Here is a 15474-nt window from a genome sequence, read left to right as displayed (position 1 = left end):
AACGCGGGACAAGCCCGCTCGCCACAGTTACCGTGTCCCCCAAAAAGCCTTAGCTCTTTTTGCGCACCAGCTTCATGACCACCACAAAGAACACCGGCACAAACACCACCGCCAGTGTCGCCGTGATCATCCCGCCAATCACCCCCGTACCAATCGCCTGCTGGCTGGCGGAACTGGCGCCGGTGGCAATGGCCAATGGCACCACGCCGAGGATGAACGCCAGCGACGTCATGATGATCGGGCGCAGGCGCAAGCGCGCGGCCTTCAGGGTGGCGCTCATCAGGTCTTCGCCCTGGTCGTACAGGTCCTTGGCGAACTCGATGATCAGGATCGCGTTTTTCGCCGACAGGCCGATGATGGTGATCAAGCCGACCTTGAAGAACACATCGTTGGGCATGCCGCGCAAGGAAACGGCCATGACCGCGCCGAGTACGCCGAGCGGCACCACCAGCAATACCGACGTGGGGATCGACCAGCTTTCATACAGCGCTGCCAGGCACAGGAACACGATCAGCAGTGACAGACCCAATAGCAACGGCGCCTGGGAGCCGGACAAGCGTTCCTGCAGTGACAACCCGGTCCACTCCTGGCCCAGCCCCGCCGGCAACTGGCTGACCAGGCGCTGGATTTCTTCCATCGCCTCGCCGGTGCTGTGCCCCGGTGCCGCTTCGCCGCTGATGGCGATGGCCGGGTAGCCGTTGTAGCGCGTCAACTGCGCCGGGCCCTGGGTCCATTTGGCTTCGACAAAGGCCGACAGCGGCACCATCTTGCCGGCTTTGTTGCGCACATTGATCTTCATCAAATCCGCCACTTGGCTGCGCTGGTCGCCTTCGGCCTGCACCACCACGCGTTGCATGCGGCCCTGGTTGGGGAAGTCGTTGACGTAGGCCGAGCCGATGGCCGACGACAACACGCTGCCCACATCGGCAAAGGCCACGCCCAATGCGTTGGCCTGCTTGCGGTCCACCTCCAGCTGTACCTGCGGGGCTTCGGCCAGGGCGGTTTCGCGCACGTTGGCCAGGATCGGGCTTTTGCCGGCGGCGTTGAGCAATTCGGTACGTGCCGCCATCAACGCCGCATGGCCAACACCGCCGCGGTCCTGCAAGCGGAACTCGAAACCACTGGAGGTGCCCAGGCCGTCCACGGGGGGCGGCAGGATCGCATAGGCAATCGCGTCCTTGAGCTCGCTGAAGGCCATGTTGGCGCGGTCGGCAATCGACGCGGCGGAATCGTCGCTGCTGCGTTGCGACCAATCCTTGAGCGTCGTAAACGCCAGCGCCGCGTTCTGCCCCGAGCCGGAGAAACTGAAACCCATGATCATGGTGGTATCACCCACGCCGGGCTCCCCGGCGTTGTGCGCTTCGATCTGCTCGGCCACCTGCACCGTGCGGTTCTTGCTCGCACCTGGGGGCAACTGGATATCGGTGATGGTGTAGCCCTGGTCTTCCACGGGCAGGAACGAGGAGGGCAGGCGGCTGAACATCCACCCCAGGCCCACCAGCAGCACCAGGTAAATCAACAGGTAACGGCCGCTGCGCTTGAGGGCATAGGCCACCCAGCCTTCGTAGCGATTGGTGAGGCTTTCAAAACGCTGGTTGAACCAGCCGAAGAAGCCGCCCTTGGCGTGGTGATCACCCTTGGCGATCGGCTTGAGCAGCGTCGCGCACAAGGCTGGGGTCAAGGTCAGGGCGAGGAACGCCGAGAACAGGATCGAGGTGGCCATCGACAGCGAGAACTGCTGGTAAATCACCCCCACCGACCCCGGCATGAATGCCATCGGCAGGAATACCGCGACCAGCACCAGGGTGATGCCGATGATGGCGCCGGTGATCTGGCCCATGGCTTTCTTGGTCGCGTCCTTGGGCGACAGGCCCTCGGTGGCCATGATCCGCTCGACGTTCTCCACCACGACGATCGCATCGTCCACCAGGATGCCGATGGCCAGCACCATGCCGAACATGGTCAACACGTTGATCGAGAAGCCCAGCAACAGCATGGTGGCGAAGGTGCCCATCAGCGCGATCGGCACCACCAGCGTCGGGATCAGCGTGTAGCGCACGTTCTGCAGGAACAGGAACATCACCGCGAATACCAGCGCCATGGCTTCGAGCAGGGTGTAGACCACCTTGGTGATCGAGACCTTGACGAACGGCGAGGTGTCGTACGGAATCTTGTATTCCACATTGGCCGGGAAGTAACGCGACAACTCGTCCATCTTCGCCCGCACCAGGGTCGCGGTACTCAGGGCGTTGGCGCCTGGCGACAGTTGCACGCTGACGGCGGTCGAGGGCTTGCCGTTCAGGCGTGTGGAGAACTGGTATTCCTGGCTGCCCACTTCCACACGCGCCACATCGCCGATGCGCACGGTGGACCCGTCCGGGTTGGCCTTGAGCACAATGTCGGCGAACTCCGCCGGCGTGGACAGCTGGCCCTTGACCAGGATCGCCGCCGTGATCTCCTGGGTATTGGTGCCCGGCAAATCACCGATGCTGCCGGCGGAAACCTGTGCGTTCTGTGCGCTGATCGCGGCATTCACGTCGGCCGGCGTGAGGTTGAAGCCGATCAGCTTCTGCGGGTCGATCCAGATGCGCATGGCGCGTTCGGCACCATACAACTGGGCCTTGCCCACCCCGTCCAGGCGCTTGAGCTCGTTCATCACGTTGCGCGCCAGGTAATCGCTGAGCGCCACGTCGTCGAGCTTGCCGTCGTTGGAGGTGAGCGTGACCAGCAGCAGGAAGCCGGCAGACACTTTCTCCACCCGCAAACCTTGCTGGGTCACGGCTTGGGGCAGGCGCGGCTCCACCGCCTTGAGGCGGTTCTGCACATCGACCTGGGCCATTTCCGGGTTGGTGCCCGGCTGGAAGGTCGCGGTAATGGTTGCCGAACCCAGGCTGCTCTGGGATTCGAAATACAGCAGGTGATCGGCACCGTTGAGCTCCTGCTCGATCAGGCTGACCACACTTTCATCCAGGGTCTGGGCCGAAGCGCCCGGGTACACCGCGTAGATTTCCACTTTCGGTGGCGCGACGTCGGGGTACTGGGCCACCGGCAACTGCGGGATGGCCAGCGCACCGGCCAGCAGGATGAACATGGCCACCACCCAGGCGAACACCGGGCGGTCAATAAAAAACTGCGGCATGGCGGGTTATTCCTTTACGAGCGGGCTGTCGTCCACTTCAACTTTTTCACCGGGCCGCGCGTGTTGCAGGCCCTCGACGACGATACGGTCGCCGGCCTTGAGGCCGCTGCTGACGATCCAGCGGTCTTCGATGACCGCGCCCAGTTCCACCGGTTGCAGGCTCACGGTTTGTTCGGCGTCCAGCAACAGCACCATGGGGATACCGGCGCTATCACGGGTGATGGCGCGTTGCGGCACGCTGATGCCTTGTTTGTCGACGGCCTGTTCCAGGCGCACGCGCACGAAGCTGCCGGGCAACAGGTCGAGGTCGGGGTTGGGGAACTCGCTGCGCAGGATGATTTGACCGGTGCCCGGGTCGACGCTGATTTCGGCGAACAGCAACTTGCCTGGCAGCGGATACAGGCTGCCGTCGTCCTGGATCAACGTGGCCTTGGCCTGGTCCTGGCCGACTTGCTTCAAGCTGCCCGCGCGGAAGGCGCGGCGCAGGTCGTTCAGCTCGCGGGTGGACTGGGTCAGGTCGGCGTGAATCGGGTCCAGTTGCTGGATAAGCGCCAGTGGCGTGGCCTCGTTCTGGCCGACCAGCGCCCCCTCGGTTACCAGTGCGCGGCCGATGCGCCCGGAAATCGGCGCGGTCACGGTGGCATAGCCCAGGTTCAGCCTGGCGCGCTCGACGGCGGCCTTGTTGGCGGCGACTTCGGCGTTGGTCTGGCGCACGGCGGCGCGGGCGTTGTCGTAGTCCTGGCCGCTGATGGCATTGCCTTCCACCAACTGGCTGTAGCGCTGCTCCTGCAGGCGCGCCTGGAACGCATTGGCCTCGGCTTTGCTCAGGTTGGCCTGGGCACTGTCCAGGTCGGCCTTGAACGGTGCTGGGTCGATGCGAAACAGCACGTCGCCCTGTTTGACGTCATGGCCTTCCTTGAACACCCGTTGCATCACCACCCCGGCGACCCGCGCACGCACTTCGGCAATGCGCGGCGCGGCGATACGCCCGCTCAATTCGCTGGTGATGGACAGGGGCTTGGCTGCAAGGGTTTCGATCCTCACTTTGACCGGGGGCGTTGCCGGTGCCTCATCGGCCGACTTGTCACAGGCGCTGAGTGCCAGCGTCAGGGCCAACAGGCAAAACGGCGCAAACAGATTCTTCGACATGCTCTTATCCCAATATTGACTGGCGCATCCTAAGGCCACCTGCGCCGTGGTGCTGTGAAGCTGTGTAGGTCGTCTGTGAAGAAATGTAAGGTGCAGCCCGCAGGGCACCGGGGGCGTATATCCTTGCACAACCTTGCTTACAATGAGGATCAAATGTGGGAGGGGGCTTGCCCCCGATCGCGGTGAATCAGTCAACGACTCTGTATCTGAAGCACCGCCATAGCAGGCAAGCCTGCTCCCACATGGGATTTGTGAACGACACATCACTGTATTTCTGGAAACATCATGCCCAACATCCTCCTGGTCGAAGACGACGCCGCTCTCTCCGAGCTGATTGCCAGCTACCTGGAACGCAACGGTTACCACGTCAGTGTGCTCAGCCGGGGCGATCATGTGCGCGAACGCGCGCGCCTCAACCCGCCCGACCTAGTGATCCTCGACCTGATGCTGCCCGGTCTCGACGGCTTGCAAGTGTGCCGCTTGCTGCGCGCCGACTCGGCGGGCCTGCCGATCCTGATGCTGACCGCCCGTGATGACAGCCATGACCAGGTGCTGGGCCTGGAAATGGGCGCCGATGACTATGTGACCAAACCCTGCGAACCGCGCGTGCTGCTCGCTCGTGTCCGCACATTGCTGCGCCGCAGCAGTCTGTCGGAGCCCCAGGTGGTCAACGACCAGATCGTCATGGGCAACCTGTGCATCGACCTGTCGGAACGCACCGTGAGTTGGCGTGAGCAGGCGGTGGAGTTGTCCAGCGGTGAATACAACCTGCTGGTGGTGCTGGCCCGGCATGCCGGCGAGGTGCTCAGCCGCGACCAGATCCTGCAACGCCTGCGCGGCATCGAGTTCAACGGCACCGACCGCTCGGTGGACGTGGCGATTTCCAAGCTGCGCCGCAAATTCGACGACCACGCTGGCGAGGCGCGCAAGATCAAGACCGTGTGGGGCAAGGGCTACTTGTTCAGTCGTTCCGAGTGGGAATGCTGATCCATGTTTCGTGTGCTGCTACGCCTCTACCTGATCACCATCGTCACCTTCAGCGCGGCGATCTACCTGATTCCCAAGCTGGTGGTCCAGGTCTTCGAACACCGTTACCTGGCCTACAACGTCGAGCAGTCCCGGGGCATGCAAACCCTGATCGTCAAACAGTACCAGCGGGCGCCAGTGGAGCGCTGGTCCCAGGTCACCGAGCAACTGGGCCGCGATTTCGCACCGCTGAAAGTCGAACTGCTGCTGCGCCAGGACGCGCGCTACACCCCTGAAGAAGAGGCGCTGCTGGCACAAGGCAAACCGGTGATTCACCTGGGCGAGTGGGGCTGGATGGAAGAAATCAGTTCGCCGATCAATGCGCAGTTCGCGGTCAAGCTGACCGTGCCGCCGGACCCGCTGGACATGAACCTGCTGTACTGGTCGATGAACGTGCTGATCGGCGCCGCGTTACTGGCCTGCCTGTTGGTGTGGCTGCGCCCCCATTGGCGCGACCTGGAGCGCCTCAAAAGCACCGCAGCGCAATTGGGCAAGGGCAACCTGGGTGCACGCACGCATATCCCACCCAGCTCCAATATCGGCAGCCTGGCGGCGGTGTTCGACACCATGGCCGACGATATCGAGCACCTGCTGAACCAGCAGCGAGACTTGCTCAACGCCGTGTCCCACGAGCTGCGCACGCCGTTGACGCGCCTGGACTTCGGCCTGGCCCTGGCGCTGTCCGAAGACTTGCCGCAGGCCAGCCGTGAGCGCCTGCAAAGCCTGGTGGCCCATATTCGTGAGCTGGATGAGCTGGTGTTGGAATTGCTTTCCTACAGTCGCCTGCAAAACCCCGCGCAACTGCCGGAGCGGGTCGACGTGGTGCTCGACGAGTTTATCGACAGCGTATTGGGCAGCGTCGATGACGAACTGGAAAACCCCGAGATTGTCATCGACGTAGTCCTCGACTGCAGCGTCGAGCGCTTCAGTCTTGACCCGCGCTTGACCGCGCGTGCCCTGCAAAACCTGTTGCGCAACGCGACGCGCTACTGTGACAAGCGCATCCAGTTAGGCGTCAAGGTCTGCCCCAAGGGCTGTGAAATCTGGGTCGATGACGACGGTATCGGCATCCCGCTGGATCAGCGCGAACGCATCTTCGAACCGTTCTATCGCCTTGACCGCAGCCGCGACCGCGCCACCGGTGGCTTCGGCCTGGGCCTGGCGATCAGCCGGCGCGCCCTCGAAGCCCAGGGCGGCACCTTGACCGCCCAGGCCTCGCCGCTGGGCGGCGCCCGGTTTCGTGTGTGGTTGCCCAGTCAGGCCGATTAGAAAGTTGGCCGGGAAGGGCGCACACTGTGCCCCCGTTTTACCCGAGGAGAGATTGGCAATGACTGGTGTCCACACGTCTGCTCAGCAGGGTTTCTCGTCCCAGGCCGTCACTTATGCCCAGGGCCGCCCGAATTATCCCCGGCAACTCACCGGTTGGCTCAGCGACACGCTGCAGATCAATGCGCACTCTACGGTGATCGACCTGGGGGCGGGCACTGGCAAATTCACGCGCTTGCTCAACACCCTGGCACCGACGCTGATCGCCGTCGAGCCGGTGGACGCCATGGCCGCGCAGTTGCATAAACTGCTGCCCGACGTACGCCTGGTCAACGGCACAGCTGAATCCATCCCCCTGCCAAGCGCGACGGCCGATGCGGTGGTGTGTGCCCAGGCTTTCCATTGGTTTTCCACCGAGGCCGCGCTGGCGGAAATCCACCGTGTGCTTAAACCCGACGGGCGCCTGGGGTTGGTGTGGAATGTGCGCGATGAATCGGTGGATTGGGTGGCCGCCATCACTGCGATCATCACGCCATACGAAGGCGACACCCCGCGCTTTCACACCGGGCGTTGGCGCGAAGCGTTCACCGGCGAGTACTTTTCCGATCCTCAGGTGACGTGTTTCCCCTACAACCATGTCGGCAGCCCGCAGGAAGTGATCATGGACCGCTTCCTCTCCGTGAGCTTTATCGCTGCCTTGCCCGCTGCTGAAAAAGCCCTGGTAACCGAACAATTGCGCACCCTGATCGCGACCCACCCGGCGCTGAAGGGCCGCGACACCGTGGCATTCCCCTATCAGACCCAAGCCTACGTCAGCCACAAACTGACCAAAAAGGCATAAAGTCAGATCACATTGATATAAGTCGTTATAAGAAAAATCGCTATCCTGCGGCCAGAAATTTATAAGGCCGCAGGTAGCAGTGATGGAAGTGGGTAATTTTGGTTTTGTGATTGCTGGCCTGATCGTTGGTTTTATCGTTGGCATGACCGGTGTCGGCGGGGGCTCCTTGATGACCCCGATCCTGTTGTGGTTCGGTATCAACCCGGCCACCGCCGTGGGCACCGACCTGCTGTACGCCGCCATCACCAAGTCCGGTGGGGTGCTGGTGCACAGCAAGAACAAGAACATCGACTGGTCCATCACCGGGTGGCTGACCCTGGGCAGCGTGCCCGCCGTGTTGCTGACCCTGTGGTTCCTCGCCAGCCTGCACACCGACCCCAGCGCCATGAACGCTGTGATCAAGCAGGCTCTCGGCGTGGTGCTGCTGCTGACGGCCCTGGCGATCCTGTTCAAGCAACGGCTGTTGGCCTTCGCCCAACGCCATGCCGGCGATGATTACCATATGCACCCGCGTAACCTGAACACGCTGACGGTGGTGACGGGGGCCGTGCTGGGCACCATGGTCGCCCTGACCTCCATCGGCGCTGGCGCCCTCGGTACGGTGGCGCTGTTTATCCTGTACCCGTTCCTCGCCACGCGGCGCCTGGTGGGGACCGAAATCGCCCACGCCGTGCCCCTGACCCTGGTGGCGGGCCTGGGCCACGCCGGCATGGGCAATATGGACTGGCACCTGTTGGGTTTCTTGCTGATGGGGTCGCTGCCGGGGATCTACCTCGGCAGCCACATGACCGGCAAAGTGCCGGACGCGGTATTGCGCCCGTGCCTGGCGATCATGTTGATGAGCATTGGCTACAAACTGGCCTTTTGAGGTGTACGCCGTTGTGGCGAGCGGGCTGTCGCGGCGAGCGGGCTTGCTGTGACGAGTGGGCTTGCCCTAATGCCGTTCAGTTAAGGCTTTTTTGTAGGAGCGAGCTTGCTCGCGAAGAACTCACAGGCGCCGCGTGAGTTCTTCGCGAGCAAGCTCGCTCCTACAAAAAAGCCTTAACTGAACGGCATTAGGGCAAGCCCGCTCGCCACAAGCAAGCCCGCTCGCCACAGTTAAAGTGTTTCGCCTTAACTGACTGGCATGAATGGTGGCGGATCAGTCAGTAGATGAGTTGACTGCCCCGCCGCCATCGGGAGCAAGCTCCCTCCCACATTTGGATGGCATTGCAAAGTGGGTCAGATAACGAACCTGGCCACCATCCCATTCAAATCCACCGCCAGGCGCGACAGCTCATGGCTGGCCGCGCTGGTCTGGTTGGCCCCCGCCGCCGACTGAGTCGCCAGGTCGCGGATGTTCACCAGGTTGCGGTCCACTTCGCGAGACACCTGGGCCTGTTCTTCCGAGGCGCTGGCGATCACCAGGTTGCGTTCGTTGATCAGGCTGATGGATTGGGTGATCTGCTCCAGCGCCACACCGGCAGCCCGGGCCATTTCCAAGGTGTCCTGGGTGCGCTGGTTGCTTTGCTGCATGGATTGCACGGCTTCGCCGGTGCCGTTCTGGATGCCGGCGACCATTTTCTCGATCTCCTGGGTCGACTGCGCGGTGCGATGGGCCAGGGCCCGCACCTCGTCGGCCACCACCGCGAAACCACGCCCGGCTTCACCGGCACGGGCGGCCTCGATCGCCGCGTTGAGCGCCAGCAGGTTGGTCTGCTCGGCGATGGCGCGGATCACATCCAGTACCTTGCCGATGTCACGGCCCTGGGTCGCCAGGCCTTCGATCATCGCTGCGGTGTTTTGTACGTCCTGGGTCATGGTCTGGATCGCGCCGACGGTTTCCACCACCCGGTCGCGGCCTTCGCGTGCGGCCTGGTTGGACTGGTTCGAAGCCTCGGAGGTGGACACCGCATTGCGCGCCACTTCCTCGACCGCAGCGGTCATTTCGTTGACCGCCGTGGCCGCCTGGTCGATTTCGTTGTTCTGCTGTTGCAAGCCTTTGGAGGCTTCCTCGGTCACGGCGCTCAGTTCTTCGGCGGCGGACGCCAACTGCGTGGCCGAGCCGGCAATATGCTGGATGGTCTGGCGCAGGTTGGTTTGCATGGTCGACAAGGCGTTGATCAGGCGCGCGGGTTCATCGTTGCCATTATCTTCAATGACGCTGGTCAGGTTGCCACCGGCGATGGTTTCAGCCACCTGAACCGCTTTGCGCAAAGGCGTGACAATGCTGCGGGTCAACAACCAGGCCAGCAGCACCGTGAGCAGCGCAGCAATGACCGACACCACGATAATCCCGGTGATGGCGCTGGTGTAACTCTGCCCTGCCTGCTCGCTGGCTTGCTTGGCATTGGCGGCATTGATCGCAATCAGCTTGTTCAACTGCTCGCCCATCTGATCGGTACCGTCCTTAATCCGGGTATTGATTAAGGTGCGCATCGCCTCGATGTTGCCTTGCTTGGACAGCGCCAGCATGTCCGCCTGGGCCTTGAAGTAGTTATCCAGGGTGCTGACAAACGTCTTGTACAGCGCCGCCTCCTCGGTACCGGCGGGTAATGCCGCGTAGCCGGCCTGGGCGGTCTTCACCTTGTCGACCAGCACGCCGATGCGCGTTTCGGCTTCCTGCAGACCGGCGGGTTCGCGGTTGACCAGCACCCGAAATGACAGGATACGCATGCGCAGGACGTTCTCCGTCATCTGGCCCAGGTACGTCACGCTGGGCAGTTGGTTGGTGCTCATGTCCACCGAGGCTTGGCGGATCAGCGTCATGCGGTTGGCCGCGAAGCCGCCCAACACCACCACTAACAGCGCGATGAAGGCGAAACCGAGAGAAGCTCGAGGGGCGATATTCAAGTGACGGAGCGACATAGGGGTGATCTCGAAATGGAGTGGCGGCACGCGTCCATGCCACGAAACGATCAGCCAGCGACAACGCACTGCCAGACCTCGGCCATCACTGTTGTTTTTGATAGGTAGGCCTATAAGCAGTATCGGCAGGAATCGGGGTTTTATGCAGGGTCTTTATAAATATTTTTTTACACTTCTGACGCTGAGCAGTTTCTGGCATCCTGCGCCTCCATTTTCTGACCCGAGCCCTCATTTTGTCTGACGCTCAAGCCCCCCGCCCCCGCTATAAGTCCGACCTGATCTATGGCCTGGAAGATCGTCCGCACTTCAGCGCAGCGATGTTTGCCGCGTTGCAGCATGTGTTGGCCAGTTTTGTCGGCATTATCACCCCCACCCTGATCGTCGGTGGCGTGCTCGGCCTGGAAAGCGAAGTGCCCTACCTGGTGAGCATGGCGCTGTTTGTGTCGGGGCTCGGCACCTTCGTCCAGGCGCGCACGTTCGGCCCCATTGGTTCGGGGCTGCTGTGCCTGCAAGGCACCAGTTTCTCGTTTATCAGCGTAATTCTCAGCGCGGGTTTCATGGTCAAGGCCCGGGGCGGCGGCACCGATGAGATCCTCTCGACGATCTTTGGCATCTGTTTTTGCGCAGCATTTATTGAAGTGGTGCTCAGCCAGTTCATCGGCAAGCTGCGCAAGCTGATCACCCCGGTGGTGACCGGCACCATCATTACCTTGATGGGCCTGTCACTGATCAAGGTGGCGGTCACCGACATGGCGGGTGGTTTTGGCGCCAGCGACCTGGGCGCGGCAAGCAACATGGGCTTGGCGGCGCTGGTGCTGCTGACCATCGTGGTACTCAACCGCTTCAATAATCCGTTCCTGCGCCTGGGCTCGATCGTGATCGGCCTGACCCTGGGCTTCGTGGTGGCCTGGTGGCTGGGCCGCGTCGACTTGGCAGCCCTGCCCCAGGTGCCGCTGATCAGCGTGCCGGTGCCGTTCAAGTACGGTTTCTCATTCGACTGGGTGGCGTTTATCCCGGTGGCGGTGATCTTCCTGATTTCGCCCCTGGAAGCCGCCGGCGACCTGACAGCCAACTCGATGATCTCCCAGCAGCCGGTCAAGGGCCCGCTGTATATCAAGCGTATCAAGTCCGGTCTGTTGGCCGACGGCCTCAACTCGGCGATGGCGGCCACCTTCAACAGCCTGCCGATGGTGACCTTCGCCCAGAACAACGGCGTGATCCAGCTCACCGGCGTGGCCAGCCGTTATGTGGCGTACTTCATCGCCGGCCTGCTGGTGCTGCTGGGGATGTTCTGGATGACCTTCGCCCAGAACAATGGCGTGATCCAGCTCACCGGCGTGGCCAGCCGTTATGTGGCGTACTTCATCGCCGGCCTGCTGGTGCTGCTGGGGCTGTTCCCGATGATCGGCGCGGTGCTGCAACTGATGCCTAAACCCGTTCTCGGTGGCGCGACGCTGATCATGTTCGGCACCGTCGCGGTGGCCGGCATCAAGATCCTCGCCGAAGCCGGGCTGCACCGGCGCAATGTGTTGATCGTGGCGATCTCGCTGGGCATGGGCCTGGGCGTCGCGGCGGTCCCGGAAGTGTTGCGTGACCTGCCCAAGGCACTGCACAACATCTTTGAATCGCCGATCACCGTGGGCGCGTTCTGTGCAATCCTGCTGAACATTTTCCTGCCCGAAGCGTTCATAGAGCTGGAAGAAGATGAATTTGATCCGGAGTCCTCTACCCTCAAAGTAATGCAGGACCCGGACGTCACGCACTAGGAGCACCTTTGTATGCGCAAGCTCATGGTTCTATCGCTACTGCTGCTCACCCTGAGCGCCTGCGCCCTGTTCCCCAACCGCGACCCGGTGACGATCAATGTGGTGGGCATCGAACCGCTGCAAAGCCAGGACCTGGAAGTACGCTTCGCCGTGAAGCTGCGGGTACAGAACCCCAATGAAACGACGATCGACTACAACGGCGTGGCCCTGGACCTGGAGGTCAATGGCCGGCCGCTGGCGTCGGGGGTGAGTGATCAACGCGGATCCATCCCACGCTTTTCCGAGACGGTGCTGATGGTGCCGGTCAGCGTTTCGGCGTTTTCCGTATTGCGCCAGACCCTGGGCCTGAGCCAGACCCAGAGCTTGAACAACCTGCCCTATGTATTGCGCGGCAAGTTAGCGGGCGGGCTGTTCGGCACCATGCGTTTTGTGGACCGTGGCACCCTGGACCTGCCGAATACCGCGACCTGGTAATGACACCATGCAACCGACACTCTTCACCGAACGCCTGATCCTGTGCCCACTGACCCTGGACGATGCCGAAGGGATCCAGCAGCAATTCCCGCATTGGGAGGTCGTGCGTTACCTCAACGCCCTGGTGCCCTGGCCCTACCCGGCCGACGGCGCGCGCACCTATCTGGAACAGAACGCCCTCCCCGCCATGGCCCGTGGCGAGGAATGGCACTGGTCGCTACGCCTGAAAAGCGCGCCTGAACAATTGATCGGCAACATCAGCTTGATGGACGAGCAGGATAACAACCGGGGGTTCTGGCTAGGGCCGCAATGGCAAGGGCAAGGACTGATGTCCGAGGCCAGCACAGCGGTGACCGACTATTGGTTCGGCGTGCTCAAGCGCCCGCTGCTGCGGGTGCCCAAGGCGGCACCCAACCTGGGCTCGCGGCGTATTTCCGAGCGTACGGGCATGCGTTTGATCCGTACGGATGAAGCTGAGTTTGTGGAAGGTACTTTCCCACGGCATATCTGGGAAATGACCCGCGAGGAATGGCTGAAAACCCAATCGCCCAAAAGCTGAGGGCCAAAGGTGGGACGGGGCTCGCCCTTCTGTAGGAGCGAGGGGGACGCCTAGTTCTTGCTCGCGAAAAACGTCAACGATAACGCGTGCTTCCTGAATGAACGCGGCGCCTGTGAGTTTTTCGCGAGCAAGAACCAGGCGTCCCCCTCGCTCCTACAAAAAAGCCTTAGCTGACGGGCATCAGGCTTCAGTCGGTGATAAAGCGCACGCCTGGCTTGGCGCGTTCATCCACCACCAGCTCGAAAACATCCGGCCGGGCGTAATGCCCCACCACATCGTAGTCATACCGCGCGCGCACTAAATCGTCAGTGTCGATCTGCGCGGTCAGCAGCCCCGCCTCCCCCAGCAACGGCCCAGCCAGGATGTCGCCCATGGGGCCGATAATCACGCTGCCACCTGCGATCAACGGGCGCTCTGAAGGCCAGTTGGCAACCTCGATGCCCAGCGCCTGAGGCGAAGCCTGCACCTGGCACGCACTGACCACAAAGCAACGCCCTTCGTGCGCCACATGACGCATGCTCACCTGCCACATCTCACGCTCGTCCACCGTCGGCGCGCACCACACTTGCACGCCCTTGGCGTACATCGCCGTACGCAGCAGCGGCATCATGTTTTCCCAGCACACCGCGCCGCCGACCCGTCCTACCGCCGTGTCGATCACCGGCAAGGTGGAGCCATCGCCCTTGCCCCAGATCAAACGTTCGGTGCCAGTGGGCATCAGCTTGCGGTGCTTGGCCACCAGACCGCCAGACGGTTCGAAATACAGCACGGTGCAATACAGGGTGCTGCCACTGCGCTCGATCACACCCAGGACCAGGCTCGCGCCGGTACGGGCCGACAACCCCGCCAGCGCCTCGGTCTCGGTGCCCGGCACATCGATGGCATTGGCGAAATAACGCGCAAAGGCTTCGCGCCCCTCGGGCAGGCGATAACCCAGTTGCGTGCCGAAACCTTCACCTTTGGGGTAACCGCCCAGGAGCGCCTCCGGCATCACCACCAGTTGCGCGCCGCTGCGCAGGATTTCGTCTTCATAAGCCAGGATTTGCGCGAGGGTCTCGGCCTTGCCGCCCGGCAAGGCACCGATTTGCAATGCAGCCACAATAGAAACAGGCATCACGATCATTCCAAGTAGTGGGGGGTTGCCCATTCTCGGGCCAGGCTCGATCATGAATAAAGCCCACTTCAGTGCTAAATGATATGAGCCAAATGAATATCGCCCAGGTCGACCTGAACCTGCTGAAAACCTTCGAAGCCCTGCACGATGAGTCCAGCGCCAGCCGCGCGGCGTTGCGCCTGGGTGTGACGCAATCGGCCATCAGCGCGGGGTTGCGCCGCTTGCGCGAACTGTATGGTGATCAGTTGTTCGTGCGTACCGGCCGGGGCCTGGCGCCGACCTTGCGCGCCAATCAACTCAAGCCGGTGATCAGTGAGGCACTGGACCGTTGCCGACAAAGCCTGGCGATGACCCATCCGGATAACCCGAACTATCAAGGGCGATCGATCGTGGTGGGACTGTCCGACGACTTCGAGATCGCCTATGGCCGTCGGCTGATGGACGTCATCGCACAGCGTCTGCCGAAACTCCGGGTGATCTTCCGTCAGACCCACAGCCAGATCGTCGCCGGCGCCCTGCTCGATCGCACCCTGGACCTGGCGATCACCGCCGGCGGGTTTGCCGAACGCAGGCTGAGCCGGCTTGTACTGGGGGAAGGTGATTATCGCTGCCTGGTGGACGCCCACAGCCTGGCGCCAGGCCAGCACGGCATCAGCCTGGCGGAGTTCGTGGCGCGTGAGCACATCCTGGTGTCGTCGGGCGGGTTTATCGGGATCACCGATGAGGGGCTGGCGGCCCAAGGGTTGAGCCGCCAGGTGTGCGCCTCGACCAGCCATTTTGCCGCACTGCCATTCCTGCTCAAGGGCACCCAGGCAGTGGCAACCATTCCCGGGCATGCGGCCGAGGCCATCGCCGGCCTCACCGGGCTTTGCGTACTGCCCTGCCCGCTGGCGCTGCCCCGCTACCCAGTGGAACTGGGCTGGCGTACACAGGCCCAGTTAGACCCACTGCTGCTCAAGGTGCGCGAAGCGATCAGCGCCAGTTTTACTTGGCCGCCATCAGCTTGTTGACTTCACTGCGCACCATGTTCGAGAACTCCGGCGGCGACATGCCGTCAAGTTCCGCGCGTACCCATTCAGCCCACTTGCCCTTGCGCTTGGCACGTTCGCCGAACAACCGGGCGGCTTCGCCCTTGGCCTTGCCCAGGTTACTTTGCCACAGGTCGTAGAGACGGGACTTTTCATCTTCCAGCTCGGCGCGTTCGGCGAGGGTCTTGTTGGCGAGATTGAAGCTCATGTTGAATTACCTGCTGCACAAATAGGTGACATCTTACACTGTAGGTCGAAATTTCCT

Annotated in this window: 13 protein-coding genes; 8 read left to right on the top strand and 5 right to left on the bottom strand. The window is 62.4% G+C overall.

Annotated elements, in window-relative coordinates:
- Positions 1-49 precede the first annotated feature (49 nt).
- Positions 50-3139, bottom strand: a complete 3090-nt coding sequence (locus tag A7317_RS11475) for an efflux RND transporter permease subunit (RefSeq protein ID WP_069075842.1) — start codon at positions 3137-3139, stop codon at positions 50-52.
- A 6-nt stretch (positions 3140-3145) separates the two neighbouring features.
- Complete coding sequence (locus tag A7317_RS11470; protein ID WP_335717959.1) at positions 3146-4681, bottom strand: efflux RND transporter periplasmic adaptor subunit; 1536 nt, start codon at positions 4679-4681, stop codon at positions 3146-3148.
- On the opposite strand from A7317_RS11470, the gene A7317_RS11465 reads away from it, so the two are divergent.
- The 4 genes from A7317_RS11465 to A7317_RS11450 all read left to right on the top strand — a co-directional run bounded on the left by A7317_RS11465 (position 4574) and on the right by A7317_RS11450 (position 8289).
- Positions 4574-5275 (top strand): response regulator transcription factor, encoded by a 702-nt coding sequence (locus A7317_RS11465; protein WP_069075840.1) that lies wholly within the window; start codon positions 4574-4576, stop codon positions 5273-5275. The two genes, A7317_RS11470 and A7317_RS11465, sit on opposite strands and share 108 nt — an antisense overlap.
- A gap of 3 nt (positions 5276-5278) precedes the next feature.
- Positions 5279-6583, top strand: coding sequence for an ATP-binding protein (locus tag A7317_RS11460; RefSeq protein WP_024075803.1), 1305 nt, complete (start codon positions 5279-5281; stop codon positions 6581-6583).
- A gap of 58 nt (positions 6584-6641) precedes the next feature.
- Entirely contained in the window at positions 6642-7421 is a 780-nt protein-coding gene (locus A7317_RS11455; protein WP_024075802.1) for a class I SAM-dependent methyltransferase, read from the top strand.
- A gap of 82 nt (positions 7422-7503) precedes the next feature.
- Positions 7504-8289, top strand: coding sequence for a sulfite exporter TauE/SafE family protein (locus tag A7317_RS11450; RefSeq protein WP_024075801.1), 786 nt, complete (start codon positions 7504-7506; stop codon positions 8287-8289).
- 353 nt (positions 8290-8642) lie between these two features.
- On the opposite strand, the gene A7317_RS11445 is transcribed toward A7317_RS11450, so the two are convergent.
- Positions 8643-10268: a methyl-accepting chemotaxis protein gene (locus A7317_RS11445; RefSeq protein ID WP_069075839.1), complete on the bottom strand. Its 1626-nt coding sequence runs from the start codon at positions 10266-10268 to the stop codon at positions 8643-8645.
- A 233-nt stretch (positions 10269-10501) separates the two neighbouring features.
- Between A7317_RS11445 and A7317_RS11440 the strand changes: the two genes are divergently transcribed.
- From A7317_RS11440 to A7317_RS11430, 3 genes are read left to right on the top strand one after another with little or no spacing between them, the layout of a single operon-like run.
- The gene (locus A7317_RS11440; RefSeq protein ID WP_081329427.1) at positions 10502-12034 is read left to right on the top strand and encodes a nucleobase:cation symporter-2 family protein; all 1533 of its coding nucleotides are present in this window, start codon (positions 10502-10504) and stop codon (positions 12032-12034) included.
- Positions 12035-12046: 12 nt separating this feature from the next.
- Entirely contained in the window at positions 12047-12508 is a 462-nt protein-coding gene (locus tag A7317_RS11435; RefSeq protein WP_069075838.1) for an LEA type 2 family protein, read from the top strand.
- Between the two features lie 7 nt (positions 12509-12515).
- Positions 12516-13067: a GNAT family N-acetyltransferase gene (locus A7317_RS11430; RefSeq protein WP_069075837.1), complete on the top strand. Its 552-nt coding sequence runs from the start codon at positions 12516-12518 to the stop codon at positions 13065-13067.
- 187 nt (positions 13068-13254) lie between these two features.
- On the opposite strand, the gene A7317_RS11425 is transcribed toward A7317_RS11430, so the two are convergent.
- Complete coding sequence (locus A7317_RS11425; RefSeq protein ID WP_024075821.1) at positions 13255-14181, bottom strand: carbon-nitrogen hydrolase family protein; 927 nt, start codon at positions 14179-14181, stop codon at positions 13255-13257.
- A 92-nt stretch (positions 14182-14273) separates the two neighbouring features.
- Between A7317_RS11425 and A7317_RS11420 the strand changes: the two genes are divergently transcribed.
- A complete protein-coding gene (locus A7317_RS11420; RefSeq protein WP_069075836.1) occupies positions 14274-15191 on the top strand; it encodes a LysR family transcriptional regulator in 918 nt (305 codons plus the stop codon).
- On the opposite strand, the gene A7317_RS11415 is transcribed toward A7317_RS11420, so the two are convergent.
- The gene (locus A7317_RS11415; protein WP_024075823.1) at positions 15166-15417 is read right to left on the bottom strand and encodes a hypothetical protein; all 252 of its coding nucleotides are present in this window, start codon (positions 15415-15417) and stop codon (positions 15166-15168) included. The genes A7317_RS11420 and A7317_RS11415 overlap by 26 nt on opposite strands.
- Positions 15418-15474 lie beyond the last annotated feature (57 nt).

It is taken from the genome of Pseudomonas fluorescens, assembly GCF_001708445.1.
GTDB classification, from domain to species: domain Bacteria; phylum Pseudomonadota; class Gammaproteobacteria; order Pseudomonadales; family Pseudomonadaceae; genus Aquipseudomonas; species Aquipseudomonas gorinensis.
This window is presented reverse-complemented; position numbering and strand designations above follow the sequence as displayed.

Excerpts from the sequence above, each read along its gene's own strand:
- A7317_RS11475 (WP_069075842.1), bottom strand. The coding sequence starts at position 3,139 with ATGCCGCAGTTTTTTATTGACCGCCCGGTGTTCGCCTGGGTGGTGGCC.
- A7317_RS11465 (WP_069075840.1), top strand. The coding sequence starts at position 4,574 with ATGCCCAACATCCTCCTGGTCGAAGACGACGCCGCTCTCTCCGAGCTG.
- A7317_RS11470 (WP_335717959.1), bottom strand. The coding sequence starts at position 4,681 with ATGATCGCCCCGGCTGAGCACACTGACGTGGTAACCGTTGCGTTCCAG.
- A7317_RS11460 (WP_024075803.1), top strand. The coding sequence starts at position 5,279 with ATGTTTCGTGTGCTGCTACGCCTCTACCTGATCACCATCGTCACCTTC.
- A7317_RS11455 (WP_024075802.1), top strand. The coding sequence starts at position 6,642 with ATGACTGGTGTCCACACGTCTGCTCAGCAGGGTTTCTCGTCCCAGGCC.
- A7317_RS11450 (WP_024075801.1), top strand. The coding sequence starts at position 7,504 with ATGGAAGTGGGTAATTTTGGTTTTGTGATTGCTGGCCTGATCGTTGGT.
- A7317_RS11445 (WP_069075839.1), bottom strand. The coding sequence starts at position 10,268 with ATGTCGCTCCGTCACTTGAATATCGCCCCTCGAGCTTCTCTCGGTTTC.
- A7317_RS11435 (WP_069075838.1), top strand. The coding sequence starts at position 12,047 with ATGCGCAAGCTCATGGTTCTATCGCTACTGCTGCTCACCCTGAGCGCC.
- A7317_RS11430 (WP_069075837.1), top strand. The coding sequence starts at position 12,516 with ATGCAACCGACACTCTTCACCGAACGCCTGATCCTGTGCCCACTGACC.
- A7317_RS11425 (WP_024075821.1), bottom strand. The coding sequence starts at position 14,181 with ATGCCTGTTTCTATTGTGGCTGCATTGCAAATCGGTGCCTTGCCGGGC.
- A7317_RS11420 (WP_069075836.1), top strand. The coding sequence starts at position 14,274 with ATGAATATCGCCCAGGTCGACCTGAACCTGCTGAAAACCTTCGAAGCC.
- A7317_RS11415 (WP_024075823.1), bottom strand. The coding sequence starts at position 15,417 with ATGAGCTTCAATCTCGCCAACAAGACCCTCGCCGAACGCGCCGAGCTG.